Raw genomic sequence first — 22,695 nt, 5'->3', positions numbered from 1 at the left:
CGTCCGGCCCATGTCGGCCGCCGTGCTGGTGTCGATCGCGCTGCTCGGCGCGCTCGTCGGCCTCGTCGTACCAGTGGTGTCGCGGCGCTTCGCCACAGCGGACGCCCGGCCACTGACGTTTCCACTGCCGCAGCCGGTCCGACGGCCGTGGGCCGACCCGATGGTGGCGACCATCGTCTTCGTCGGCCTTGCCGTCGCCGTGGGTGACGACCCGGCGCTGCCAGTCTTCCTCGCGGTCGCGGCGGTCGGTCTGGTGCTCGCGCGGGTCGACCTGGCCTGTCTGCGGCTGCCCGACCCGTTGGTGCTCGTCGCCGGGTTGCTGGCCCTCGGAGGGCTGACCACAGTGGCGCTGCTGTCCGGCACTCCCGGCCGGCTGCTCGGCGCGATGGGAGGTGCGACAATCGGTGGCGCGGCGCACGTGCTGCTGGCCTTGCTGCCCGGCTCACGACTGGGTTTCGGGGACGTGAAACTCGCCGCCGTCCTCGGCCTGCCGCTCGGCTGGTTGGGGTGGGAGGTCCTCCTGACCGGGCTGCTCCTGCCGCACGTGCTGCACGGCGGTCTGGTGCTCGGCCTGCTCGCCGCCCGAAAGGTGCACCGGAACACCCTGCTACCCCTCGGCCCGGCCCTGCTGGTAGGCACCTGGCTAGCCCCCCTCCTCACCTAAAGCGCCCCGCCCCGCCCTGCCCCGCCCCCGGCCCCGCCCCCCGGCCCCCGCCCCCGGCTTCGTCGATCTTGCAGTTTCTGCGCCGACATAAGGTGCATTCCACGCACAACGACGACCGAAAGTGCAAGATCGACGGGGTGGAGGGGCGCGGGGCGCGGGGCGTGGGGCGTGGGGACCGGGTTAGATCAGGCGGAGCTGGCGGTCCTTGGGGCGGCGAGGCTCGGCTTCGCCGAAGCGTTCGAAGAGGCCGGGGTCGATGGTGTTGAGGAACGGCGAAGGTGTGCAGTCGCGCTCGGTGCCGTGCCGGGTGCGGCGGGCGGCGTGACTGACGTACAGCCGGTCCTGAGCCCGGGTCAGGCCGACGAAGAAGAGTCGGCGCTCCTCGGCCACGGCGTCCTCGTCCGGCGTCGAGCCCGGCCAGCGCAACGGCAACAGCCCGTCCTCGACACCGACCAGGAAGACCACCGGGAACTCCAGGCCCTTCGCGGCGTGCAGGGTGAGCAGCGTGACCGCCTCGGCGCGCGGGTCGAGCGCGTCCACTTCAGCTCCGGTGGCCAACTGCGACAGGAAGGCCTCCAGGTCGTCACCGCAGCGTCGGGCCAGCGGGGTCAGCAGGTCCACGGCCGAGCGGACGTCCTCGGGACGGACCGCGTTGCTGGCGCCGTCCAGGGTGGGCACGGCGAACCGCTCGGCCACCACCTGACCGGCCAGCCGCACCCGGGCGGCAAGTGAGCCGGCCAGACCGTCGGCGTGCCGTAGCTCGCGGGCGATGGCGGCCACCCCGGGCCGATCCCGCAGCCGATCGTGGGAACGCTTCTGCACGGGGATGTTCGCCCGGGTCAGGGCGTCCACGATCGGGGCGGCCTGCGCGTCGGTGCGGTACAGCACGGCGATGTCGGAGAACGACAGCGACGTGGACCGGCCGTCGATGCGGCCCGAGTCCAACGAACGGTGCGACAAGCCACCGACCAGATCGTCGACGGTACGCACCACGAAGTCGGCCTCCTCCGCCACGGACGCCGCCGGGTAGCGCCCGACCAGCGGAGCCTCCGGGTCGAGCCGGGCCGGGTCCAGTCGCCGGCCCCGGACCAGCGAGGACGGGGCGATGGCCTGCACGGCGGCGGCCAGGATCGGGGCCGACGAGCGGTAGTTGCGGTTGAGCCGGACCAGTCGGGCGTCGGTGAAGTCCTCGGAGAAGCGCAGGAAGTAGCCGACGTCGGCACCCCGGAACGAGTAGATGGCCTGGTCCGGGTCGCCGATAGCGCAGAGGTTGCCGTCGGCGGGGCTGAGCAGCCGCAGCAGCTCGTACTGCACTTCGTCGACGTCCTGGTACTCGTCGACGAAGATCCACCGCCAGCGGTCCCGGTACCGATCGGCAAGCTTCCGGTCGGCCCGCAGTAGCTCCACCGGCAGGGTCACCAGTTCGTCCAGGTCGACCAGGTCCTGCTTGCGCAGCAGCGACACGTACGCGGCGCTGTCGTCGCCGGCCTCGGTGCGTGCCGCCGCCCGTTCGGCGTCGTCGGCGATCCGGAAGTCGGCCGGCAGACCCGCCGCGCCGGCGTTCTCCCGCAGGATGGTCAACCCCAAGGCGTGAAACGTGCCCACCGTGACGTCCTCGGCGACCGGACCGAGCAGGCCGTCGAGGCGGTGCCGCAGCTCCTCGGCTGCCCGACGGGTGAACGTGATCGCGAGGCAGTGCTCGGGAAAGACGTTCAGCTCCGCGCAGAGGTACGCGATCCGGTGGGTGAGCGTCCTGGTCTTGCCGGTGCCCGGACCGGCCACGATGAGCAACGGACCGCCTGGCGCGGAGGCCGCCACCCGCTGCATGGCGTCCAGTCGGTCCAGCAGGCCGGTGCCGACCTCCTCCATGCCGGAGAGCATCGGCTCGAACGGCTCGTGCGGAGACGGCGGCGACGCGATCGGCGGCGCGGGCGCCGGGACCGGCTTCCGCTTCGGCTCCGCCTTGGCCGCCGCCGGGCGCTTGGCCGGGACCCGGGGAGCCGGCTCCGCGGGTCGTCGCTGCGCCGGCACCGGTACGTCGAACAGCGTCTCCTGCGCGCCCAGCTCGGCCCTGTCGAAGAGCGTGATCACGCCGTACTCGCCGTCGTAACCGGGCACCCGGCGGACGTCGCCGCGCCGAAGCCGTCCGATGCCCTCGGCGAGCAGCTCACCACCGGCCTGCGCGATGTCGGTCAGCGGGGTCGTGGTCAGGATCTCCAGCTCGGGGCCGAGTGCGGCCAGCAGCTCGTTGAGCCGCCCCTCGACCTTCTTCGACCGGGCACCCACCTTGTTGATCTCGCCGAGGATCTCGGCCAGCGGTACCAGGTGGGTGACGTCCCGGGCGTGCGCCGGCCGGTGACCGTCCGGGCGGTCGGCCAACTCCTCGATCCGGCTGAGGACACCCACGGTGAGGGGTTTGCCGCACTCGGGGCAGCGCCCGCCGGCCGCCCGGGTGCGCTCCGGAGACCAGTTGACCCCACACAGCCGGTGCCCGTCCGCGTGGTACTTGCCCTCCTCCGGGAAGAACTCGATGGTGCCGGCCAGGCCGTCACCGGTACGCAGCGCTTCCCGAACGGCGAAGTAGTCCCGTTCGGCGGTCAGCACTGTCGCCTCCCGGCCGAGCGCCGGTGGCGAGTGCGCGTCCGAGTTGGACACCAGTTGGTAGCCGTCCAGGCTGCCGACCCGCCAGTTCATGGCGGGGTCGGAGGAGAGCCCGGTCTCCACGGCGAAGATGTGCTCGGCCAGGTCGGCGTAGCAGTCCGCTATCGCGTCGAAGCCGGACTTCGAGCCCAGCGCGGAGAACCAGGGAGTCCAGATGTGTGCCGGCACCAGGTAGCCGTCCGGGCTGGCCTCCAGCGTGATCTCCAGCAGGTCGCGGGAGTCCAGTCCGAGGATCGGTCGGCCGTCGGAGCCGAGGTTGCCGATCCGGCCCAGCGCGGTGTTGAACCGGGCCACCGCGTCCAGATCCGGCAGGTAGACCAGGTGGTGCACCTTGCGGGTCCGGTCGTCCCGCTTGTAGATGGTGGAGATCTCCACGCTCAGCATGAAACGGACCGGGTCCGCCTCCGTCGTGTGCGCGAGCCGGGGTGGCAGCCGACGGGCGATGTCGCGTTCCGCCTCCGGGTCGAGCCGGTAGAGCCCCGGTTCGGCCGGGCGCAGCGTCTCCCGCAGGTGGTCGTACCAGGCGGGGTGGGTGAAGTCGCCGGTGCCGAGCAAGCCGATGCCCTTACGCCGGGCCCACCACGCGAGGTTCGGCAGGGTGAGGTCACGGCTGCACGCGCGCGAGTACTTCGAGTGGATGTGCAGGTCCGCGACGAATGGCGGTAGGCCACCGGGGGGTACGGCGCTGAACGGGGGCACGCCGCATCCTGTCACGCCCGCCGCGCCGGCCACCCGCCGCCACGCGCGTACGTGACCTCCGCTATGCCGAGCGCAGCTCCACCAGGCTGATCTGCGGCTCCGCGCCGACCCGGACCGGCGGCCCCCAGAAACCGGCGCCATTTGTCACGTAGACCTTGGTGCCGTCGACCTCGCCGAGCCCGCTGACCACCGGCTGCTCCAGCTTGACGGCCAGGTTGAACGGCACCATCTGCCCACCGTGGGTGTGCCCGGACAGTTGCAGGTCGACGCCGTAGCGGGCCGCCTCCTTGGCAGCCAACGGCTGGTGCGCGAGCAGGACCACGGGACGGCTCGGGTCGCGGTCACCGAGGGCGGCGGCGAAGTCCGGCCCGGCGGCGAGACCGGTGCCTGCCCCGGTGAGGTCGTTCACGCCAGCCAGGTCGAGCACACCGCCCCGGGCCTGGATCTCCTGCCGCCGGTTCTGCAGCACCCGCAGACCGAGCCGGTCGACCTCCTGAACCCACTCCTCCACGCCGGAGTAGTACTCGTGGTTGCCGGTGACGAAGAAGCTGCCGTAGCGGGAGCGCAGGTCACGCAGTGGCGCGGCGGCCGAGCCGAGTTCGGCCACGGAGCCGTCGACCAGGTCACCGACGACCGCGACGATGTCCGCGTCGAGCCGGTTGATCGCGGCGACGATCCGCTCGGTGTGAGCCCGCCCGCGCAGCGGGCCGAGGTGGATGTCGGAGACGGTGGCGATGCGCAGGCCGTCCATGCTGCGGGGGAGTTTGGCCAGCGGGATCCGCACCCGGTCGAGGTGGGGCGGGCCCAGCGCCGTGCGGATGCCGTACCCGGTGACGCCGGTGGCGGTGAGGCCGGCGAAGATGGCCGCCCCACGGGCCAGCAGCAACCGACGGGAGGGGTCGTGGTCCGGTGCCGCTACGGCACCGGCGGCCGGCGGCTCGGTCGGGCCGGCGGCACCGACCAGCACCGGCTCGGGCGCGGCGGTGGTGGGCTCCGCGGCGACCACCCGGCGACGCAGCACCAGCCGGGCGACCAGCATCGGGACTTCCAGCACGACCAGGACGACCAGCAAATAGAACATCAGCGCAAGCCACAGGTAGCCCGGCCAGGCGAGCCAGTAGAGCCCGGCCTGCGTTCCGGCGAGGGTGACCGGCACGAGCAGGGCCAGCACCAGGGCGGCGATCCCGCCGACCCGTCGCCAACGGCCCGGCGTGGTGGTGTCCCGAACGAGCCGCTTCCACAGGTAGAGGTGGATGAGACCGGTGACCAGCGCCAGGACAGCCACGAACCCCAGAACCGCAATCATTGCGAGCGCCTCCCTCAGCCGCCCGCGAACGGGGGCAGGACATCGATCGTGGCCCCGGCCGGCAGGGGTGCCCGACGATCATGACAGGTGACGCCGTTCACGAGGAAACTCGCCACCCGCAGCACCCCGGCGAGCCGGTCGCCGTGGCGCTGGGTCAGCTCGGCCGTGAGGTCGTCGAGTGACCGCCCGGCGGGGATGGCCTCCTCGGCGCGGCCGGCGGCGGCGCGGGCGCCCGCGAAGTAGCGGATGGTCAGCGGGGTCCCCTCCACGCTCAGCCTCCGATCGCGGACATCGGGCGGGTCGGCTGGAGGAAGGTGGGGTCGTCGATGCCGTGCCCGGCGCGCTTGCCCCACATCGCGGTACGCCAGCGTCGGGCCAACTCGTCGTCGTCCGCGCCGGTGCGCAGCGCGGCGCGCAGATCCGACTCCTCGGTGGCGAAGAGGCAGGCGCGGACCTGGCCGTCGGCGGTCAACCGGGTGCGGTCGCAGTCCCCGCAGAAGGGGCGGGTGACGCTGGCGATCACACCGACCCGGGCGGGGCCTCCGTCGACCAGCCAGGTCTCCGCCGGTGCCGCGCCGCGCTCGGCCGGGTCGGGGCTCAGATCGAAGACGGTACGCAGCGACGCCAGGATCTCCTCGGCGGTCACCATGGTGTCGCGGGCCCAACCGTGCTGGGCGTCCAACGGCATCTGCTCGATGATCCGTAGCTGGTAGTCGTGGTCGAGGGCGAAGCGGAGCAGCGCCGGTGCCTCGTCCTCGTTGACACCACGCATCAACACCGAGTTGATCTTCACCGGGCTGAGGCCGGCAGCCGCCGCTCCCGCGAGCCCGGCCAGCACCGCGTCGAGACGGGGGCGGCGGGTGAGCGTGGTGAACCGGTCCGGGTCCAGGGTGTCCAGTGAGACGTTCACCCGGTCCAGGCCGGCGGCCCGCAACGCCGGGGCCAGTCGGTCCAGGCCGATGCCGTTGGTGGTCAGCGAGACCCGGGGGCGGGGCTCGAGAGCGGCGACCGCCGTCACGATGTCGACCAGCCCGGGTCGGATCAGCGGCTCACCGCCGGTGAACCGCACCTCGGTCACACCGAGCAGCTCGACAGCCACCCGGACCAACCGGACGATCTCCTCGTCGCTCAGCAACTCGGGGCCGGCCAGCCAGGGGAGACCTTCCGCCGGCATGCAGTAGGTGCAGCGCAGGTTGCACTTGTCGGTGAGGGACACGCGCAGGTCCCGGGCGACACGGCCGTACCGGTCGACGAGGACGCCGTCGGTCCCCGGGGCGGCGCTCACCTGTCGACCGTAGCGCGCTCGGCGCGGCTCAGGACGCCACGGGCGGTCTGGACGACCACATCTCGGAAGCTGACGCCGAAGAGTGCTGTGTGCACCAGCAGGAGATGCAGTTGATGCACTGGTACGCGGTCACGCCAACCATCCGGTAGTGGCCAACTCTCCTGGTAGGCGGTCAGCACCCGATCCAGGTGGGGGATGCCGCCGAAGAGGGCGAGCTGGGCGAGATCCGTCTCCCGGTGCCCACCGTGGGCTGCCGGGTCGACGAGCCAGGCCCGGTCGTCGGCCCCCCACAGCACGTTGCCCGGCCACAGGTCGCCGTGGATGCGCGCGGGCGGCTCGTCGCCGCCGAGCCCGTCGAGGCGACTGATCACCTGCTCGACCAGAGCGGCATCGGCGCTGGTCAGCGCGCCACCGTCGACCGAGCGTCGCAGGTAGGGGGCGAGGCGTCGCTCGGCGAACCAGGTCGACCAGCGCCCGGCCGTGGGGGTGTTGTCCTGTGGGAGCGAGCCGATGAACCCGGGCCAGGTGGCACCGAAGGTGGTTGCGCCAGCCCGGTGCAGCCCGGCCAACTCCCGGCCGAAGCGCTCCGCGGCCTCCGGCGTCGGTTCGCCGGGCTCCACCCAGTCGAGCGCCAGCAGCTCCGGCAACACCACGATCACCTCGGGTACGCCGACCGCGCCCGCCTCCCGCAGCCAGCGCAGACCGGCGGCTTCGGCGGCGAAGAAGCCCTCCGGCGGCGGTCGGTCGGCGTCGTCGGGCCAGGACTTGGCGAAGACGGAGTGGCCGTCGTCGAGAGTGAGCCGGGCGGCCGCGCAGATGTTTCCACCGGCGACCGGCGTCTCCCGGAGCCGCTGATGGGTCCGGAAGGTCGGGAGGTGTGCCGGATGCGCGCGCAGGTACGCCAGGTCCATCAGCGCACGGTAACCGCTCCTTACGACAGCCAGGTGTCGCCCGACGACATCGGCGCTCTTTCCGCACCTGTAGGTGTGGCGTGAGCAGGGAAAACACAGTCAGTAACTGTGGATAAGTCGCGTGTCGTCCACAGGGGTGGCCGGGCCCGGCACGCCCGCCGCAGGCTTCCGACATGACCTCGACCGAACGCCCTCAGCTCGCCGTCCGCTCACCTGCGGACCTGATCGCCGCTGTGCCGTACCTGCTCGGCTTTCATCCCACCGACAGCGTGGTCGCCGTGGCGCTGGTCGGTCGGCAGATCGTCTTCGCCGCCCGCGCGGATCTGCCCGACCCGACCGAGCCCGGCGGGCTGGCCGTGCACCTGGCTGGTGTGATCCGCCGGCAGGGCGCCGAAGCCGCCACCGTCGTGGGTTACGGGCGACCGGAGCTGGTCACCCCGGCCGTGGACGCGGTGCGCGACGCGCTGAACGACTTCGGGCTGCACGTGCTCGACGCGCTGCGGGTGACCGATGGCCGTTGGTGGTCCTACCTCTGCACCGAGCCCGACTGCTGCCCGCCCGAGGGTCGCCGCTACGACCCGACCGTCAACCGTCTGACCGCCTCGGCGGTCTTCGCCGGTCAGGTCGCACTCCCCGACCGGGCCGCCCTGGTGGCGCAGGTGGCACCGGTGGACGGCCCGGCCCGGGAGGCGGCCCGAGCGGCCACCGCCCGCGCCGAGCTGAGACTGGCCGAGCTGATCGAGCAGGCACCCGAGAGCGACCTGCTCGGGGCGCGGGCGCTGCGCGCCGCCGGGGTGGCGGCGGTTCGCGAGGCCCAGCGCCGGCAGCGGCGTGGTGAGCGGCTCGACGACGACGAGGCGGCCTGGTTGAGCCTGCTGATGACCCACCTGCCGGTCCGCGATCACGCGTGGGAACGCACCGACGGCCGGGACCGGGACATCGCCCTCTGGACCGACGTGCTGCGCCGCGCCGAGCCGGAGGTGGCCGCCGCGCCGGGTGCGCTGCTGGCGTTCGCCGCGTGGCGCGCCGGACAGGGCGCGTTGGCGGCGGTCGCGCTCGAACGCACGCTGAGCCTGCACCCCGACTACTCGCTCGCCCTGGTGCTGGACGACCTGCTCCGGCGGGGCGTGCCCCCGGCCGAGTTGGACGGCTGGCCGTCGGTCGGGATGCCCGGCGTCATCCGGCCCCGCAAGCGGAGCCGACGTGGCCGCCACTGACCGGCCCCGCGCCTGCGTGGTAATACCGTGGGTGCTACCGGAATTGTAGGCTGACGGACGTGACAGTGAAGCGCTCCGTGAGCCTCCCCGACGACGTCGCCGAGTGGCTCGACCAGCAGCCCAACGTCTCGGCCGCCATCACCGCGGCGGTGCGGGCCCAGATGGAGGGCACGCACCTCGACGAGGTGCTCCGGCGCGCCGGCATCGAGGTGACCGAGGCGGGCAGGGCGCGATGGCGGGAGCGCCTGGCGACGCCCATCCCGGCGGACGCTCTGGCCGAGGGGCGCCGGATGTTGGGAGGCGCCGGATGAGCGATCAGATCGCTGTCGTGTTCGACGCGTCGGCGTTGACGGCCTACATCGAGGGCAACGTCTCGGTGGGGGAGTTGATGCTGGAGGTCGCCGACGAGGGTCGGCAGGTGGCCATCCCCGCGACCTGCCTGGCTGTCGCCTTCACGAGCGTGGCCGACGAGATCGATGCCGCCCTACTGGCCCTGATGATGACTGCCCCGATGATCCGACTGCTGCCACTCGACGCCGAGGACGTGCGCCACACCGGCACGCTGGCCCGCGCCACGGCCGGAGACATCTCGTTCGGTCAGGCCGCCCGTGCGGCACTCACCCACGAGGCGCACTACGCGACAGTGCGACCCACTGTGGCGGCGAAGGTGCTCCCCACCAACTGGAGCATCCTCGACCTGGCGTGACTGGTCCTCCGGCGACGCCCTCCGTCGAAGGATGTACGCGTTGCTCCTGTCCACGGCCGACGCGGCAGGCTCACCGCCGCCGGAGAATGATCTCGTGGCCCTTCTCCGCGTTGGTACGACATGACCCCCGAGTTGCTGCTGTCGCTGGCCGGGCTGGCGTTGATCGACAGCACCAGCATCGGCACCCTCTTCATCCCGGTCTGGTTGCTGCTCGCCCCCGGACCGGTCAACGTCCGGCGGATCCTGGGCTACCTCGCCACCATCGCGGTGTTCTACCTCGCGGTTGGGCTGCTGCTGGTCTGGGGAGGCAGCAGGCTGGGCGACGCGCTGGGCGGCGCCCTGGACAACCGGGGTGTCCTCTGGGCACAACTCGTCCTGGGCGTGGGAATGCTGGCACTCAGCTTCCGCTACGACGGCAAGCGGCGTCCCCGTACCGGGGGTGTCCTGCGCTGGCGGGACCGGGCCACCGCCGGAGACTCCTCGGCCCGCTGGTTGGTCGGGCTCGCGCTGCTCGCGGCGCTTGCCGAGGTGGCGACAATGCTTCCGTACCTCGGTGCGGTGGGTCTGTTGGCCACCTCGGGGGTGGGAGCGGCGAGCGTGGTGGCGCTGCTCACCGGGTACTGCCTGGTCATGGTGCTGCCGGCGGTGTTGTTGCTGGGTGCCAGGGTGGCCCGCCCGCGACTGGTCGAGCCGGTGCTGGCCCGCCTGAACACCTGGATCGTCACCAAGGCGGGCAGCGCGCTGGGCTGGATCCTCGGCATCGCCGGTTTCCTGATCGCCCGTGACGCCGCCGCCCGGCTGGCCCTGTTCGACCTGATCGACCGGATCGGCAAATGACGGGCCGCTCGGGTCAGGCTGGTTGCTCCACACTGATCCGGTGTGGCCCGGTGTAGACGTTCATGGTCCGTCCGCGGAGGAAGCCGACGAGTGTCATCCCCGCCTCGTCGGCCAGGTCCGCGGCGAGGGTGCTCGGGGCGGACACCGCGGCCAGCAGCGGCAACCCCGCCATCCACGCCTTCTGGGTCAGCTCGAAGCTGGCCCGTCCGGAGACGAGCAGCAGGTGCCCGGTGAGCGGCAGCCGGCGTTCCCGCACGGCCCAGCCGATCACCTTGTCCACGGCGTTGTGTCGGCCCACGTCCTCCCGGAGCACCACCAGCTCACCGTCGGGGGTGAACAGGCCCGCCGCGTGCAGCCCGCCGGTCCGATCGAAGCCGCGCTGGGCGGCGCGCAACCGGTCGGGCAGCTCGGCGAGCAGCGTGGCCGGCACGCTCAGCGGGTCCGCCGCGACCGGGAAGAGCGACCGGGTGCGTACCGCGTCGATGCTGGCCTTGCCGCAGACACCGCAGGAGCTGGTCGTGTAGAAGTTCCGGGACGGGTCGGTGGTCGGCTCCGGTACGCCGGGGGCGAGCACCACGTCCACCACGTTGTACGTGTTCGGCGTCTCCGCGCCGGCGCAGAGTTGCGCTGTCAACACGTCATCGGTCGACCGGATCAGCCCCTCCGTCAGCAGGAATCCGATGGCCAGGTCCAGATCGTCGCCGGGAGTACGCATGGTGACGGCGAGCGGCCGACGTTTGCCGGGACCGGCCGCGCCAACCCGGATCTCCAGCGGCTCCTCCACGGCGAGCGTGTCCGGCCGGCGAACCGATCCGCGCCCGGCGGTGGCCGCGTCCAGGTCGATCCGGAGTATGCCGCGTCGATCAGTTGCCCGTCCCATCCCGCCATCCTCCACCCCCCGCCGGCCCACCCGCACGACCACCGCCCGTCACCGACCGCAGGCCCCACCGAGCCCGGCGCGTTGATCATGAAGTTGTCCGCGCGTGTCGTCGGCGTGTCGAGCGATAACTTCATGATCACCGGGGCGAGGGGTCGGGCCAGCACGTCGGAGGAGTCGGGTGGGGGCCTTGCGATCGGGCCTGAGCGGGCGTCGGCCTGAGCGGGCGTCGGCACGGCTACGGTGGCCGGGTGGGGACGTACGCCGCAGTGGTGCTCGCGGGTGGGGCCGCCCGACGGATGGGCGGGCTCGACAAGCCCGCGCTTCCGGTCGGTGGCCGGCCGATGCGCGACCGGGTGCTGGCCGCCGTCAGCGACGCGACGCCGCAGGTGCTGGTCGGTGCGGCCGACGCCGTACCGGCGGGTGTGCTGGTCGTTCGGGAGGACCCGCCCGGCGGGGGTCCGGTCGCGGCGGCGGCGGCCGGCCTGGCGCTGCTGGATCCCGACGTCACAGTGGTCGCGCTGCTCGCCGCCGACCTGCCGCTGCTCACCCGGGCCGCGATCGGTGAACTGCTGAAGCACCTCGACCGGGAGACCCCCGACCCAGAACCGGCGGGCGGCCCCTCTGCTCCGCCGCTGCCTGCCCACAGGGGCTCAGCTCCGGTGACGCCGGCCCGCAGTGGCTCTGCTTCCGCACCGACGGCCCACAGCGGCTTCGCTCCGCCGCCGCCGCCGGTCCGCGGCGGCCTCGCTCCGACGCCACCGGCCGGCACTGCCCTCGCTCCGACGCCGGCCGGCAGTGGCCTCGCTCCGACGCCGGCCCGCGGTGGCCTCGACGGCGAGCGAGGGCCGGACGGGGCGTGCTTCGTGGACGGGGACGGGCGGCGGCAGTCGCTCTGTGGTGTCTGGCGGGTCGGCGCGCTGCGGGCGGCCGTGGACCGGCTGACGGTCGAGCGGGGCGGCAGTCTGTCCGGAGCTCCGGTCCGGGCGTTGCTGGCCGGTCTCGTCGTGCGGGAGGTGGCCTGGTCCGGCGAGGGCCCGCCACCGTGGTTCGACTGCGACACTGACGAGGACGTACGCCGGGCGGAGGAGTGGGCGCGATGACGGTGATGGACGACTGGGTCACGGCGGTCTGCGCCGAGTTGGATCTGCCTCCGGCTGCGGTGCCGGTGCCGGCGGTGCTGGATCTGGCCCGGGACGTCGCCCACCAGGTGCTGCGTCCGGGTGCGCCGGTCACCGCGTACCTCTTCGGGTTGGCGGTTGGCCGGGGCGCGGACCCGGCGGACGCCGCGGCCCGGCTCAGCGCGCTGGCGGGCGCCTGGCCGGTCGAGCTGGGCGCCGACCCCACGCACCCGACGGCCCCCTGACCGCCGCTGTCCGATCCCGGTCCGGGCTGATTGGACCAACAGGCGGCGTGGGTAGGGTGATCGTGACGGACGGAGGCGATCATGACGGCTGACCACCCCTCGGCGCCGCACGGTGAGCTGCCCGGCGCTTCGAGTGAGCCGGCGGAATCGATCCTGCTCGACGAGCCCAGCACCACCGACCTGCGGGCGAAGGTGACCGAGGCGTGGCGGGAGTTCGCCCGTGCGCTCGCCGTACGGCTGCGGGAACTTCCCGTCGGCGCGCACCTCGACGTGACACTGGATCCCACCGCCTCCGGCACCGGGGACGCCGTCTATTCGATAAGCGTCGACGTGGACGCGGACCTGGTGTTGTCCGCCCGCGCGGTCGGCAACGCCGCTCTGCCGGCGGGCTACCGACTGGACCGCGGCGCGGTGGCGGACATGGTCGCGCTCGGTTGGTCCCCGCCCGGGGTGGTCGCCGGCTCCGGCGGTTCCTTCGGGCTGAATGCCACGACGGCCGAGTCGACGCAGGTCGCCACGCTGCTCTCCCGCACGCTGCGGGACGTCTACGGTGCTCCGCACCCGGCCTTCCTGGTCTATTTGGTGCACGATGCCGAGGGCGAGCCGTTGGCAGTGGACCCGCTGGGCACCGCCCGCAGTGAGTTCGGTCCGGACGCCGACGTCGAGGCGGACCTGGAGGAGGCGTTGGCCGAGGCGGCCGCCTCGCAGGTCGAGCGAGACGACGTGCTCGACCTGGCCGATCGGGTCCGCACAGTGGTCTCCACCATGTTGAAGTCGGACACCGACCGGTTGCAGATCGATTCGGACGGCGACATCACCATCCGCGCCGGCTCGGCGATGGTCTTCGTGCGGGTGCGGGACAATCCGCCCCTGGTGGATGTCTTCTCCCCGGTGCTCACCGAGGTGGAGCCGACCGAGCGGCTCTACGTCAAGCTCTCCGAACTGACCAACCGGATGCCGATCGGTCGCCTCTACTGCGCCGACGACACGGTGTGGGCGTCCATCCCGGTGTTCGGCCGCAACTTCCAGGCGACCCATCTGATGCTGGCCGTGCAGGTGATGACCGGTCTCGCCGACGAGTTGGACGACCGTCTGCACGGCGAGTTCGGCGGCAAGCGGTTCTTCGGTGAGGGTGACAAGCCGGTCCGGCGCGACGAGTCGGAGCACCGCACCGGCATGTATCTCTGAGCCCGATCAGGCCACGTCCAGCAGGGTCTTGCCGACCGTCGCGCGCGCCTCGATGGCGGCGTGCGCGTCGGCGGCACGTTCCAGTGGGAAACGCTGGCCGATGAGCGGTCGCAGGCGGCCGGCCGCCGCGTCCGCCAGGGCCTGTTCGGTGTACGCCCGCAGCCGGGCCGGTGGTACGTCCGGGCGGACCAGTGTGACCTGCCGTGCCGTGGCGGCCTCCGCCGACACCGGTGACCACTCCCCGCTCGCCAGCCCGAAGCTGACCATCCGGCCGCCGGGAGCGAGCAGGTCGAAGGCGGCCCGGGCCACCGAACCACCGACCCCGTCGAGCACCACGTCGACAGCGCCCACCGCAGCGCGGACCTGCTCGGGCCACTCGGGCAGCAGGTAGTCGACGGCCAGCTCGGCGCCCAGGCCGGGTAGCAGGTCCACCTTGCGTCGCCCACCGGCCGCGCCGATCACCCGGGCACCGGCCCGGACCGCGAGCTGCACCAGCAGGCTGCCGACGCCGCCGGCCGCGGCCTCCACCAGCACCCGGTCACCCGGGCGGACGCCGACCGCCTCGATCAGCATGGTGGCGGTCCGCCCGTCGGCCAGCAGTGCCACCGCCTCGTCCAAAGCCAACCCGGCCGGCACCGCGATCGTCGCCGACGCGTCAACTGCCGCGCGTTCGGCGTAACCGCCGGAACCTCCGGTGGCGCTGACCACCCACTGCCCGGTCAGCGCCGGGTCGACGTCCGGCCCGACCGCCGTGATCACCCCGCCGACGCCGTTGCCGGGGATCAGCGGTGGGGTGAGGCGGAACGGGCCGGGGTGACCGGCGCGCAGCTGCGTCTCGATGAAGGTGATGTTCGCGTGGGCGACGTCGATCAGCACCTGGTCGGGACCGGGGACCGGGTCGGGCGCGGGACCGGGCACCAGCACCTCGGGCCCACCGAACTCACGTAACCAGATCGCCCGCATGACAGCCCCCTCGGCCTCGATGGGCTGCCTCGCCCACTCGGAGCCAGTCCATCTCCTCAACCTGGGTTGAGGTCAAGAGGTACCGGCGGACGGGCCGACGCCGGGCGATTCGACCAGCCGGGAGAGCACGATGGTGCTGCGGGTGGAGGTCACGAAGGACTCGGCACGCAGCCGCTCCAGTGCCGCCTCCAGGTGGCCGATGTCGGCGGCGCGCAGGTGCACGAGCGCGTCCGCCTCCCCGGAGACGGTGTACGCGCCGACCACCTCGGGGTGTCGGCGGGCGGCCACGCCGATCTGCGCGGGGGTGGTCCGGCCGGCGCAGAACAACTCGACGAAGGCCTCCGTGGTCCAGCCGACGGCCGCCGGATCAACGACGGCCGTGAATCCCCTGATCACACCGGTGGCGCGCAGTCGGTCGACGCGACGTTTGACCGCTGGGGCGGAGAGTGACACCCGGGCGCCGATGTCGGCGTACGACGCACGGGCGTCCGCGACGAGTAACGCAATGATCCGCTGGTCTACCGCGTCTATCTGCAACGTTCCGCCTCTGAGAAGCAACGCTTGTGGCTGTTTTCAAAGTTCCACGGTACCTACTCTTGGTGACCGTGAACCAGCAGCGTTTCCCGCGAAAGCGGACATATCTCATGTGCTCGCCGGAGTACTTCGCGGTCGAGTACGCGATCAACCCGTGGATGGACGTGACCACCCCGGTCGACCGGGACCTGGCCGTCAAGCAGTGGGACCGGCTGCGCGAGACGCTTGTCGGCCTCGGCCACGACGTGCACCTGCTCACCGCCGAGCAGGGCCTGCCCGACATGGTCTACGCCGCCAACGGCGGCTTCGTGGTGGACGGCAGCGTCTACGGCGCACGGTTCAAGCACGAACAGCGGGCCGCCGAGGCCGCCGCCCACCACGCCTTCTACGAGGCGCAGGGCTGGCGGTTCATCGCACCCGGCGAGACCAACGAGGGTGAGGGCGACTTCGCGTACGTGCCGGAGGCGCATGGCGGGCTCATCCTGGCCGGGCACGGCTTCCGTACCGAGATCCCCGCGCACGCGGAGGCGCAGGAGGCGCTGGGTCGTCCGGTGGTGTCGCTGCGCCTGATCGACCCCCGCTTCTACCACCTGGACGTGGCGCTCGCGGCCATCGACGACGCGAACATCGTCTACTTCCCGGGCGCGTTCTCCGCGGCCAGCCAGCGGGTGCTCACCCAGCTCTTCCCGGACGCGGTCATCGCCGACGACGAGGACGCGATGGCCTTCGGGCTCAACCTGGTCAGCGACGGCGCGAACGTGGTGCTCAACAGCGAGGCCACCCGCCTGGCCGGCAAGCTCAAGGCGGCCGGGTACACCCCGGTCCCGGTCGAGCTGGCCGAGCTGAAGAAGGGCGGCGGCAGCGTGAAGTGCTGCATCGCCGAGCTGCGGCACTGACCCGCGAACGTCTCGGGGCCGGCCTCCCACTGGGAGACCGGCCCCGAATCGTGTTCCGGGTGGGCGTTCAGCCCAGCGTGGCCAGCTCGTTGATCAGCACGTTCGACATGACCTGACCGTCGCGCTGCACCTCGCGCAGGTACCACTTCTGCTGCGGGGTACGCGGCTGGTTGAACTGCCAGATGCCGCGCGGGCTGTCGATCTGGCCGATCTTGCCCAGGGCCAGGTTGACCTGCTGCGGCGTGGGCTTCCCACCGGTCAGCTGGATGGCCTGGTCGAGCACCTGCGCCGCGTCGTACGACGCCATCGCGTACGTGGTGGGGGTGACCTGGTACTTCTTGCGGTACGCCGAGGCGAAGACCCGGTTCGACGTGTTGTTCAGGTCGGCCGAGTAGTTCAACGCGGTCTGGATGCCCAGCGCGTTGTCCTTCAGGTTCTCCAGCACTGTGCCCTCGGTGAGGAAGCCCGGTGCGTAGATCGGCCCGGCGAACTTCTCGCGCAGCTGCTTGATGAACTCCACGGCTGCCGCCCCGGCGAAGAAGCAGAAGACCGCCGTGGGCTTCTTGGCCAGCGCCCTGGTGATGTCCGAGGCGTACGTCGTCTTGCTGGGGTTGGAGGTGGCGTTGGTGTAGGTCACCGGGTCGCCGATCCGCCGGTCGTTCGCGCCGAACTCCTGCCGGAAGCCGCGGACCACGTCCGGGCTGCCGACGTTCTCCGGCATGATGATCGCGACGCGGCCGTTCGCCGGCAGCTGGTCGCGCAGGTAGCGGCCCAGCGCCCGGCCGGCCTCGTCGAGGACGTACGAGGTCCGCCAGATGTAGAAGACGCTCTGCAGGCTGCTCGGTGAGGCGTTGGAGCCGATCAGCGGGACCCGGGCCTGCTCCACGGTGTCCCGGATGCCGACCATCACCGCCGAGTTGACCACGCCGGTGAGTGCCAGCACGCCCTGCTTGAGCAGGCCCTCGACGGCAGCCTTGCCGGTCTTCGCGGTGTCGCCCTCGTCGGCGGTCAGCAGCTCCACCGGGTGGCCGCCCAGCCGCTGGTCGTGCAGGTCGAGGAAGAGCTGGAAGCCATTGGTGATGTCGTCGCCGATGCTCTTGAAACCACCGGCCTGCGGCGTGATCAAACCGATCTTGATCGGGCCCCGGTCGGCGGTCGGATCGGCATCACCGTCTGAGCCACACGCGGCGACGAACCCGGTGGTACCGAGCGCGGCCAACAGTTGGAGCGCCCGCCTGCGATTCATCTGCGACACCGAGTTCCTTCCAAGGATGCGTACAGGGCCGAACACCGCCCCACCGGCGTTCTACCTGCTCCGCGACGCTGCGTCAATGGCTAGTGATCATCGTGCAGGGACCGCAACACGGCGAGGACCTGAGGCCAGACGACAGCCTCCGGGTCGATCAGCCCGAAATGCTCGCATCCGGGCAGTTCAACAAGGGAAATATCGGAACCTGTGACACGCGCCTCCGCCACGAAATCCCGGCTCATCTCCACCGGAACCTGGCGATCGTCAGAGCCATGAACAACTACCGTGCGTGTTCGTATCGGTACCAACATCCGTGGATCCGCTCTCGCGTACCGGTCCGGGAACTGCGCCGGGCCGCCGCCGAGCAGCGCGGCGACAGCGCCCGAGTCCAGATCCCGCCGGTACGCCTCGCCCAGATCGGCCACCGGGGCCAGGGCGAGCACCCCGCCGACCGTTGCCGGGGCGGTGGCCGCCACGTACAGCGCCAGGTGGCCGCCGGCGGAATGCCCGACCAGGACCGGCGGGGCCAGGCTCACCCGGCCGGGCAGCGCCTCGGCCGCCAGCACCGGCAGCTCGGCCACCCCGGTCAGTACGTCGGTCAGGGTGCCCGGCCAGCCACCTCCGGGCTGCCCGGAACGGCGGTATTCCAGCTGCGCCACCGGGTAGCCGTCAGCGGCGAGGGCCGCGGCCAGCGGGCCGGTGTGCCGTCGGTCGTACTCGGCCCGCCAGAAGCCGCCGTGCAGGACGACGACCAGCGGCCGGGCCGGCCCGGTTCCCGCCGGGAGGCGCAGATCGGCCACCTGATCCGGGTGGTCTCCGTACGCCACTGTCCGGTCGGGCTCCGGTGCGGGCCGGGTCAACACGGCGCGCGGGTCGACAGGCATGGCGCGACGGTAGCGCGCCCCGCCCGGGTGGTTCGGCCCCGGTAGTCGGTCCCGGCCGGCATGGTTCGCGCCCGCTGGGTAAAGATGGACCCCATGACCGAAGCGCGCTCCGCTGGACAGAACGACGAGCCCGGCCCCGACGACTCCGGCCACTCCGGCACCGTGGTGGTGGTTGGCCCGGACGGCCGGCCGATCGGCACGATGCAGACCGACGAGGGCCAGGGCGAGGACCCGACCCGCCTGGTCGAACAGCCGGCCAAGGTGATGCGGATCGGCAGCATGATCAAGCAGTTGCTGGAGGAGGTGAAGGCCGCACCTCTCGACGACGCCAGCCGCAACCGGATGCGGGAGATCCACGAGCGGTCGATCGTAGAGCTCAAGGAGGGCCTCGCCCCCGAGCTGCGCGACGAGCTCGAGCGCATCTCGCTGCCCTTCGCCGAGGACAAGGCCCCCAGCGAGGGCGAGCTGCGGATCGCGCACGCCCAGCTCGTCGGCTGGCTGGAGGGCCTGTTCCACGGCATCCAGGCGGCCCTGGTGGCCCAGCAGATGGCCGCCCGGGTGCAGCTGGAGCAGATGCGCGGCGGCCGGCAGGCGCTGCCCAGCGGCCCCGGTGGGGTGGTCCCCGGGATGCCGGGCATCGGCCAGCCGGGCGGCGGCGAGGGCCACAACACCGGTCAGTACCTCTGACCTCAGTCCACCCCGAAGATCTTCTCCAGGTACGCCGCCACGCCGTCCTCGGTGTTCGCCGTCGTCACGTCGTCGGCGACCGCCAGGACGGCGCGGTGCGCGTTGGCCACCGCCACACCACGCCCGGCCCAGGTCAACATCGGCACGTCGTTGGGCATGTCGCCGAAGGCCAGCACGTCCGCCGCGGCCACTCCGAGCTGGTCGCAGTACCAGGCCAGTCCCGCCGCCTTGGTCACCCCGGCCGCCGAGATCTCCACCAGCCCTGAGGACGACGAGTGCGTGGCCTCGGCCAACCCCGCCACCGCCGTGCCGATCAGCTCGGCGAAGGCGTCCGGGTCCTGCTCGCCGGCTCGGGCGAGGAGCTTCACCGCCGGGACCGAGAGCAACTCCTCCGGCGTCTCGATCGGCCGGATGCCGTTGGCGTCGGCGTCCCAGCGCAGCGGGTAGTGCGCCTCGTGCCGCATCTCCCGGCTGTCCAGGATCTCCACGGCGAAGCTGATCCCGGGCACCTCGGCCCGTAGCCTCCGGGCCACCTCGGCCAGGTGGTGCGGGGCGAGCGGGTCAGCCCGCACCACAGCGTCCTCGAACGGGTCGTAGACGACGGCGCCGTTGGCGCAGACCGCCGGCAGCGGTCGGGCGAGCTGGTCGTACACCATCTTGAGCCAGCGGACCGGACGGCCGGTGACCAGGACGACCGGCGTGCCACGCGCGGCGATCCGCGCGAGCAGGTCGGCGGTGCGTGGGCTGACGGTGTGGTCGTCGCGGATCAGCGTGCCGTCGATGTCGGTGGCGATGAGGCGGGGTGTGTCTCCCATTACCGGGACAGTAGCCGGTCCAGATACACCGCCACCCCGTCGTCGTCGTTGCGCAATGTCACCTCGTCGGCGGCGGCGCGCAGCGCGGGGTGCGCGTTGGCCACTGCCACCCGCGACCAACCGGCCCATTCGAACATCGGCAGGTCGTTGGGCATGTCACCGAAGACCAGCACGTCCGCCGGGTCGACCCCGAGGGTCTGCGCCACGACGGTCAACCCGGTCGCCTTGTCCACGCCCGGCGGGCAGATCTCGATGAAGCCGAGCCCGGCCTGGGTGAGCGTGGCGACCTGCGGCGAGACGATCCGGCGGGCCACCGCCAGCAGTTCGTCCACGTGATGGTCGGCGGTCCGGGCGAACGCCTTGATCACGTCGCAGGCGAGGCACTCGTCGCGGGTGCGCGCCTCGAAGCGGTCCTGGAAGGGCCAGCTCTCGTGGTAGTCGCCCCACAGCGGGGCGTCGTGCTCGTCGGACGCCTCGACCATCACGGTCAGCGGGCCGACCTCCGCCTCCAGGTCGGCGAGGAGCCGGGCCAGCACCTCGGCGGGCAGCCGCTCGTCGCGGAGCACCACCGGGCCGCTCGGGTCGCTCTGGTCGACCACCCGTCCGCCGCCGGCCATCACCAGGAAGTCGGCGGCCCGGATGTCGTTGCGGGTCAACTCGGTCAACCGAGGGCCGCGTCCGGTCGCGCCGACCACCGGAATTCCGGCGGCGCGCACCCGGTCGAGCACCCCGTGGGTGTACGCGGAGACGGTGTTGTCGCTGCGTACCAGCGTTCCGTCGAGGTCGGTCGCGATCAACTTGGGCAGTCCTGGGCGGGTCATCGTTCCTCCTTCGCCCACCGCCGTCGCACCGCCAGGGTCAGGGAAACCGAGTCCCGGAGTGACGGCGGGCAGCAACCGTACCTCGCGGAACGGGTCGCATCCATGGCTTCCAGGCGAATCGGACGCCAACCCTCAGCGCCGGTGAGGTGTCCCGCGCGCGCCGCCCACACCTCACCGCGCGATCTTGCACTTTCGGTTGCCGTTTCGCGTACTTATGGGCCCTATGCCGGGACAGAAAATGCAAGATCGGCGCGGGGGTGGGGTGGGGTGGGGTGGGGTGGGGTGGGGTTAGGGCTGGGGGTCGGGGCGGGCGAAGGGGGCGGCGGGGGTAACGGTCAGGTCGGCTGGGGCGGGGAGGCCGTCCTCGATCGGGTCGGGGTCTCGGCGGCGGCGCCGGGGTCGTGGTGCTGGCGCGTCGGCGGGTTGGTCGTCGTCCGGCGGCCCGGCGAACGCGCCGGGAGGTGCGGCGGGGGTCAGCCGCAGGGCGGCCGCGAACAGCACACAGGCCACGAACGCCATCACCAGCCCACGGCCGTACTCGACCTCGAAGCCGTCCTGGGGCGAGTAGAAGAAGTTTCGCTGGCCGGGGTTGTCGAGGCTGGCCGTGGCAGCAGCCAGCAGCGCCAGCAGGGCACCGGCCAGTGTGAGACCGGCCAGCCGGGCGTTCGGCCGCACGGCCGCCGTGCCGCGCAACGTCAGCGCCACGGTGCAGACGAGGGCGAGGAGCCCGACCAGGTAGCCGACCCCGAACCCACCGACCTCGGACAGCCCGGCGGGCACCTTGATCGTCGCGTTTCCGTCGGGCCCGCCGTTCGGCAGGTTCATCACCAGCCACTCACCGACCAGCGAGGCGATCGCGGCCACCGCGCCCAGACCGGCGAGCAGGACGGGCAGCCGAGGATCCTGCGCGAAGTCGGCCAGGGACCACGCGAAGCGGCGTCGCGGGGCCGGCTCGTCGCCACCCCACTCGATCACCGCCGGGGCCTCGGATCGGTCGCCCTGCCGCGGGATTGGAAGCTCCTCGGACATCGGCCACCCTTCCGCCGGTCACGGACCTGGGTCGCATCATGGCACAGCAAGCTGGTGGTGACAGGGATCGCAGGGCTGGCGAGCGCGCCGGTCTGTCGCTCCGCGGTCGCCTTTCCGCTAGCGTTTGCCCCATGCCTATCCGTACCGCTTCAGCACAATGGCAGGGCAATCTCACCGAGGGCGCGGGCACCATCCGCACCGGTAAGGGCGGCCTGTCCGGCAACTACTCCTTCAAGTCGCGCTTCGAGGAGGGTGAGGGCACCAACCCCGAGGAGCTGATCGCCGCCGCGCACGCCGGCTGCTTCTCGATGGCGTTCTCCAAGGCGCTTGCCGACGCGGGCTCGACGGCCACCTCGGTCGAGACCACCGCCAAGGTGCACCTGGACAAGACCGACGCCGGCATGACCGTGACCCGGATCGACCTCGAGACGGTCGGCCAGGTCCCGGGGATCGACGACGCGGAGTTCCAGAAGCTCGCCGAGGCCGCCAAGGCCAACTGCCCGATCTCCCGCCTGCTCTCGCCGGGCGCCGAGATCACCCTCAACGCTCGCCTGGCTGCCTGAGCCAGCCGGCCCACACCGTACGTCCACGGAAGGAGCCTCCGCCCGGTCCCGGGTGGTCGCTTCTTCCGTGCATGTGCGGATGACGGTCACCGGCGTCCAGCAGGACCGGGCCGCGTGCCCCCGCGTCGGGCACAATGGGCGAGGTGCCGGTGGAGATGAGCCGTGAGCGCTTCGAGGAGTTGGTCGGCGAAGCCCTCGACGAGGTGCCCGAAGAACTACTCGGCCTGATGAACAACGTGGTGATCCTGGTCGAGGACGACCCGCCACCGGGCGAGGTCGACCTGCTCGGCCTCTACGAGGGGTATGCGCTCACCGAGCGCGGTTGGGACTATGCCGGCGTGCTGCCCGACCGGATCTTCATCTACCGCCATCCGATCCTGCGGATCTGCGACAACGACGAGGACGTCATCGACGAGGTGGCGGTGACAGTGGTGCACGAGATCGCCCACCACTTCGGCATCGACGACGCGCGCCTGCACGCGCTGGGCTGGGGCTGAGCCCCGCGCTCACCCACCCGCGCCGCGCCGCCCGTCCGAT

25 protein-coding genes are annotated in these 22,695 nt (G+C 72.0%); 12 read left to right on the top strand and 13 right to left on the bottom strand.

Annotated features, from left to right (window positions below):
- Positions 1-10: 10 nt before the first annotated feature.
- The gene (locus NIE111_RS29965; protein ID WP_238687598.1) at positions 11-664 is read left to right on the top strand and encodes a prepilin peptidase; all 654 of its coding nucleotides are present in this window, start codon (positions 11-13) and stop codon (positions 662-664) included.
- Between the two features lie 180 nt (positions 665-844).
- Here NIE111_RS29965 and NIE111_RS29960 read toward each other — a convergent pair whose 3' ends face one another.
- The 5 genes from NIE111_RS29960 to NIE111_RS29940 all read right to left on the bottom strand — a co-directional run bounded on the left by NIE111_RS29960 (position 845) and on the right by NIE111_RS29940 (position 7,526).
- Positions 845-4,024, bottom strand: coding sequence for a UvrD-helicase domain-containing protein (locus tag NIE111_RS29960; protein ID WP_238687597.1), 3,180 nt, complete (start codon positions 4,022-4,024; stop codon positions 845-847).
- Positions 4,025-4,085: 61 nt separating this feature from the next.
- Positions 4,086-5,330 (bottom strand): metallophosphoesterase, encoded by a 1,245-nt coding sequence (locus NIE111_RS29955; RefSeq protein ID WP_238687596.1) that lies wholly within the window; start codon positions 5,328-5,330, stop codon positions 4,086-4,088.
- A gap of 14 nt (positions 5,331-5,344) precedes the next feature.
- Positions 5,345-5,599: a MoaD/ThiS family protein gene (locus NIE111_RS29950; protein WP_238687595.1), complete on the bottom strand. Its 255-nt coding sequence runs from the start codon at positions 5,597-5,599 to the stop codon at positions 5,345-5,347.
- 2 nt (positions 5,600-5,601) lie between these two features.
- Positions 5,602-6,615 (bottom strand): GTP 3',8-cyclase MoaA, encoded by a 1,014-nt coding sequence (moaA, locus tag NIE111_RS29945; RefSeq protein ID WP_238687594.1) that lies wholly within the window; start codon positions 6,613-6,615, stop codon positions 5,602-5,604.
- Positions 6,612-7,526, bottom strand: a complete 915-nt coding sequence (locus NIE111_RS29940; RefSeq protein ID WP_238687593.1) for a fructosamine kinase family protein — start codon at positions 7,524-7,526, stop codon at positions 6,612-6,614. Before NIE111_RS29940 ends, moaA begins: the two co-directional genes overlap by 4 nt.
- 173 nt (positions 7,527-7,699) lie before the next feature.
- Here NIE111_RS29940 and NIE111_RS29935 point away from each other — a divergent pair, with 173 nt between their 5' ends.
- From NIE111_RS29935 to NIE111_RS29920, 4 genes are all read left to right on the top strand, one after another.
- A complete protein-coding gene (locus tag NIE111_RS29935) occupies positions 7,700-8,743 on the top strand; it encodes a DUF4192 domain-containing protein (RefSeq protein ID WP_238687592.1) in 1,044 nt (347 codons plus the stop codon).
- Between the two features lie 59 nt (positions 8,744-8,802).
- Entirely contained in the window at positions 8,803-9,054 is a 252-nt protein-coding gene (locus NIE111_RS29930; RefSeq protein ID WP_238687591.1) for a hypothetical protein, read from the top strand.
- A complete protein-coding gene (locus tag NIE111_RS29925) occupies positions 9,051-9,449 on the top strand; it encodes a hypothetical protein (protein WP_238687590.1) in 399 nt (132 codons plus the stop codon). Before NIE111_RS29930 ends, NIE111_RS29925 begins: the two co-directional genes overlap by 4 nt.
- Positions 9,450-9,569: 120 nt before the next feature.
- The gene (locus NIE111_RS29920; protein ID WP_238687589.1) at positions 9,570-10,286 is read left to right on the top strand and encodes a GAP family protein; all 717 of its coding nucleotides are present in this window, start codon (positions 9,570-9,572) and stop codon (positions 10,284-10,286) included.
- 13 nt (positions 10,287-10,299) lie between these two features.
- Here NIE111_RS29920 and fdhD read toward each other — a convergent pair whose 3' ends face one another.
- Positions 10,300-11,166 carry a formate dehydrogenase accessory sulfurtransferase FdhD gene (fdhD, locus tag NIE111_RS29915; protein WP_238687588.1) on the bottom strand — a complete coding sequence of 289 codons (867 nt, stop codon included), beginning with the start codon at positions 11,164-11,166 and terminating at the stop codon, positions 10,300-10,302.
- Between the two features lie 248 nt (positions 11,167-11,414).
- Here fdhD and NIE111_RS29910 point away from each other — a divergent pair, with 248 nt between their 5' ends.
- The 3 genes from NIE111_RS29910 (at position 11,415) to NIE111_RS29900 (ending at position 13,717) form a co-directional block, all read left to right on the top strand.
- Complete coding sequence (locus NIE111_RS29910) at positions 11,415-12,266, top strand: NTP transferase domain-containing protein (RefSeq protein WP_238687587.1); 852 nt, start codon at positions 11,415-11,417, stop codon at positions 12,264-12,266.
- A complete protein-coding gene (locus tag NIE111_RS29905) occupies positions 12,263-12,529 on the top strand; it encodes a DUF6457 domain-containing protein (protein WP_238687586.1) in 267 nt (88 codons plus the stop codon). The genes NIE111_RS29910 and NIE111_RS29905 overlap by 4 nt, the downstream gene beginning before the upstream one ends.
- 81 nt (positions 12,530-12,610) lie before the next feature.
- Positions 12,611-13,717, top strand: a complete 1,107-nt coding sequence (locus NIE111_RS29900; RefSeq protein WP_238687585.1) for a T3SS (YopN, CesT) and YbjN peptide-binding chaperone 1 — start codon at positions 12,611-12,613, stop codon at positions 13,715-13,717.
- A gap of 6 nt (positions 13,718-13,723) precedes the next feature.
- Here the strand turns inward: NIE111_RS29900 and NIE111_RS29895 are convergent, their stop codons facing one another.
- Positions 13,724-14,680, bottom strand: coding sequence for a zinc-binding dehydrogenase (locus tag NIE111_RS29895; RefSeq protein WP_238687584.1), 957 nt, complete (start codon positions 14,678-14,680; stop codon positions 13,724-13,726).
- Between the two features lie 72 nt (positions 14,681-14,752).
- Positions 14,753-15,217 (bottom strand): Lrp/AsnC family transcriptional regulator, encoded by a 465-nt coding sequence (locus tag NIE111_RS29890; protein WP_124770828.1) that lies wholly within the window; start codon positions 15,215-15,217, stop codon positions 14,753-14,755.
- Positions 15,218-15,276: 59 nt separating this feature from the next.
- Between NIE111_RS29890 and ddaH the strand changes: the two genes are divergently transcribed.
- Entirely contained in the window at positions 15,277-16,110 is an 834-nt protein-coding gene (gene ddaH / locus NIE111_RS29885; RefSeq protein ID WP_353962155.1) for a dimethylargininase, read from the top strand.
- Positions 16,111-16,177: 67 nt separating this feature from the next.
- On the opposite strand, the gene NIE111_RS29880 is transcribed toward ddaH, so the two are convergent.
- Positions 16,178-17,365, bottom strand: coding sequence for an ABC transporter substrate-binding protein (locus NIE111_RS29880; RefSeq protein WP_238687582.1), 1,188 nt, complete (start codon positions 17,363-17,365; stop codon positions 16,178-16,180).
- 80 nt (positions 17,366-17,445) lie between these two features.
- Positions 17,446-18,243 carry an alpha/beta hydrolase family protein gene (locus NIE111_RS29875; RefSeq protein ID WP_238687581.1) on the bottom strand — a complete coding sequence of 266 codons (798 nt, stop codon included), beginning with the start codon at positions 18,241-18,243 and terminating at the stop codon, positions 17,446-17,448.
- Between the two features lie 84 nt (positions 18,244-18,327).
- Between NIE111_RS29875 and NIE111_RS29870 the strand changes: the two genes are divergently transcribed.
- Positions 18,328-18,930 carry a bacterial proteasome activator family protein gene (locus NIE111_RS29870; RefSeq protein WP_091396749.1) on the top strand — a complete coding sequence of 201 codons (603 nt, stop codon included), beginning with the start codon at positions 18,328-18,330 and terminating at the stop codon, positions 18,928-18,930.
- Positions 18,931-18,932: 2 nt separating this feature from the next.
- Here the strand turns inward: NIE111_RS29870 and NIE111_RS29865 are convergent, their stop codons facing one another.
- The 3 genes from NIE111_RS29865 to NIE111_RS29855 all read right to left on the bottom strand — a co-directional run bounded on the left by NIE111_RS29865 (position 18,933) and on the right by NIE111_RS29855 (position 21,595).
- The gene (locus NIE111_RS29865; protein WP_238687580.1) at positions 18,933-19,745 is read right to left on the bottom strand and encodes an HAD family hydrolase; all 813 of its coding nucleotides are present in this window, start codon (positions 19,743-19,745) and stop codon (positions 18,933-18,935) included.
- A complete protein-coding gene (locus NIE111_RS29860) occupies positions 19,745-20,566 on the bottom strand; it encodes an HAD family hydrolase (RefSeq protein ID WP_238687579.1) in 822 nt (273 codons plus the stop codon). The genes NIE111_RS29865 and NIE111_RS29860 overlap by 1 nt, the downstream gene beginning before the upstream one ends.
- A gap of 288 nt (positions 20,567-20,854) precedes the next feature.
- A complete protein-coding gene (locus NIE111_RS29855; protein ID WP_238687578.1) occupies positions 20,855-21,595 on the bottom strand; it encodes a hypothetical protein in 741 nt (246 codons plus the stop codon).
- Between the two features lie 131 nt (positions 21,596-21,726).
- Between NIE111_RS29855 and NIE111_RS29850 the strand changes: the two genes are divergently transcribed.
- Both NIE111_RS29850 and NIE111_RS29845 read left to right on the top strand, forming a co-directional pair.
- On the top strand, positions 21,727-22,158 hold the full coding sequence (locus tag NIE111_RS29850; protein WP_091396762.1) for an OsmC family protein: 432 nt from the start codon (positions 21,727-21,729) through the stop codon (positions 22,156-22,158).
- A gap of 149 nt (positions 22,159-22,307) precedes the next feature.
- Positions 22,308-22,655 (top strand): metallopeptidase family protein, encoded by a 348-nt coding sequence (locus NIE111_RS29845; protein WP_238687698.1) that lies wholly within the window; start codon positions 22,308-22,310, stop codon positions 22,653-22,655.
- Positions 22,656-22,695 lie beyond the last annotated feature (40 nt).

The organism is Micromonospora hortensis (genome assembly GCF_022230935.1).
GTDB classification, from domain to species: Bacteria; Actinomycetota; Actinomycetes; order Mycobacteriales; family Micromonosporaceae; genus Micromonospora; species Micromonospora hortensis.
This window is presented reverse-complemented; position numbering and strand designations above follow the sequence as displayed.

Bases quoted from the DNA above. Each gene is read 5' to 3' on its own strand.
- NIE111_RS29965 (WP_238687598.1), top strand. From the start codon at position 11: ATGTCGGCCGCCGTGCTGGTGTCGATCGCGCTGCTCGGCGCGCTCGTC.
- NIE111_RS29955 (WP_238687596.1), bottom strand. From the start codon at position 5,330: ATGATTGCGGTTCTGGGGTTCGTGGCTGTCCTGGCGCTGGTCACCGGT.
- NIE111_RS29940 (WP_238687593.1), bottom strand. From the start codon at position 7,526: ATGGACCTGGCGTACCTGCGCGCGCATCCGGCACACCTCCCGACCTTC.
- NIE111_RS29935 (WP_238687592.1), top strand. From the start codon at position 7,700: ATGACCTCGACCGAACGCCCTCAGCTCGCCGTCCGCTCACCTGCGGAC.
- NIE111_RS29925 (WP_238687590.1), top strand. From the start codon at position 9,051: ATGAGCGATCAGATCGCTGTCGTGTTCGACGCGTCGGCGTTGACGGCC.
- NIE111_RS29920 (WP_238687589.1), top strand. From the start codon at position 9,570: ATGACCCCCGAGTTGCTGCTGTCGCTGGCCGGGCTGGCGTTGATCGAC.
- fdhD (WP_238687588.1), bottom strand. From the start codon at position 11,166: ATGGGACGGGCAACTGATCGACGCGGCATACTCCGGATCGACCTGGAC.
- NIE111_RS29905 (WP_238687586.1), top strand. From the start codon at position 12,263: ATGACGGTGATGGACGACTGGGTCACGGCGGTCTGCGCCGAGTTGGAT.
- NIE111_RS29900 (WP_238687585.1), top strand. From the start codon at position 12,611: ATGACGGCTGACCACCCCTCGGCGCCGCACGGTGAGCTGCCCGGCGCT.
- NIE111_RS29895 (WP_238687584.1), bottom strand. From the start codon at position 14,680: ATGCGGGCGATCTGGTTACGTGAGTTCGGTGGGCCCGAGGTGCTGGTG.
- NIE111_RS29875 (WP_238687581.1), bottom strand. From the start codon at position 18,243: ATGCCTGTCGACCCGCGCGCCGTGTTGACCCGGCCCGCACCGGAGCCC.
- NIE111_RS29870 (WP_091396749.1), top strand. From the start codon at position 18,328: ATGGACCCCATGACCGAAGCGCGCTCCGCTGGACAGAACGACGAGCCC.
- NIE111_RS29865 (WP_238687580.1), bottom strand. From the start codon at position 19,745: ATGGGAGACACACCCCGCCTCATCGCCACCGACATCGACGGCACGCTG.
- NIE111_RS29860 (WP_238687579.1), bottom strand. From the start codon at position 20,566: ATGACCCGCCCAGGACTGCCCAAGTTGATCGCGACCGACCTCGACGGA.
- NIE111_RS29855 (WP_238687578.1), bottom strand. From the start codon at position 21,595: ATGTCCGAGGAGCTTCCAATCCCGCGGCAGGGCGACCGATCCGAGGCC.
- NIE111_RS29850 (WP_091396762.1), top strand. From the start codon at position 21,727: ATGCCTATCCGTACCGCTTCAGCACAATGGCAGGGCAATCTCACCGAG.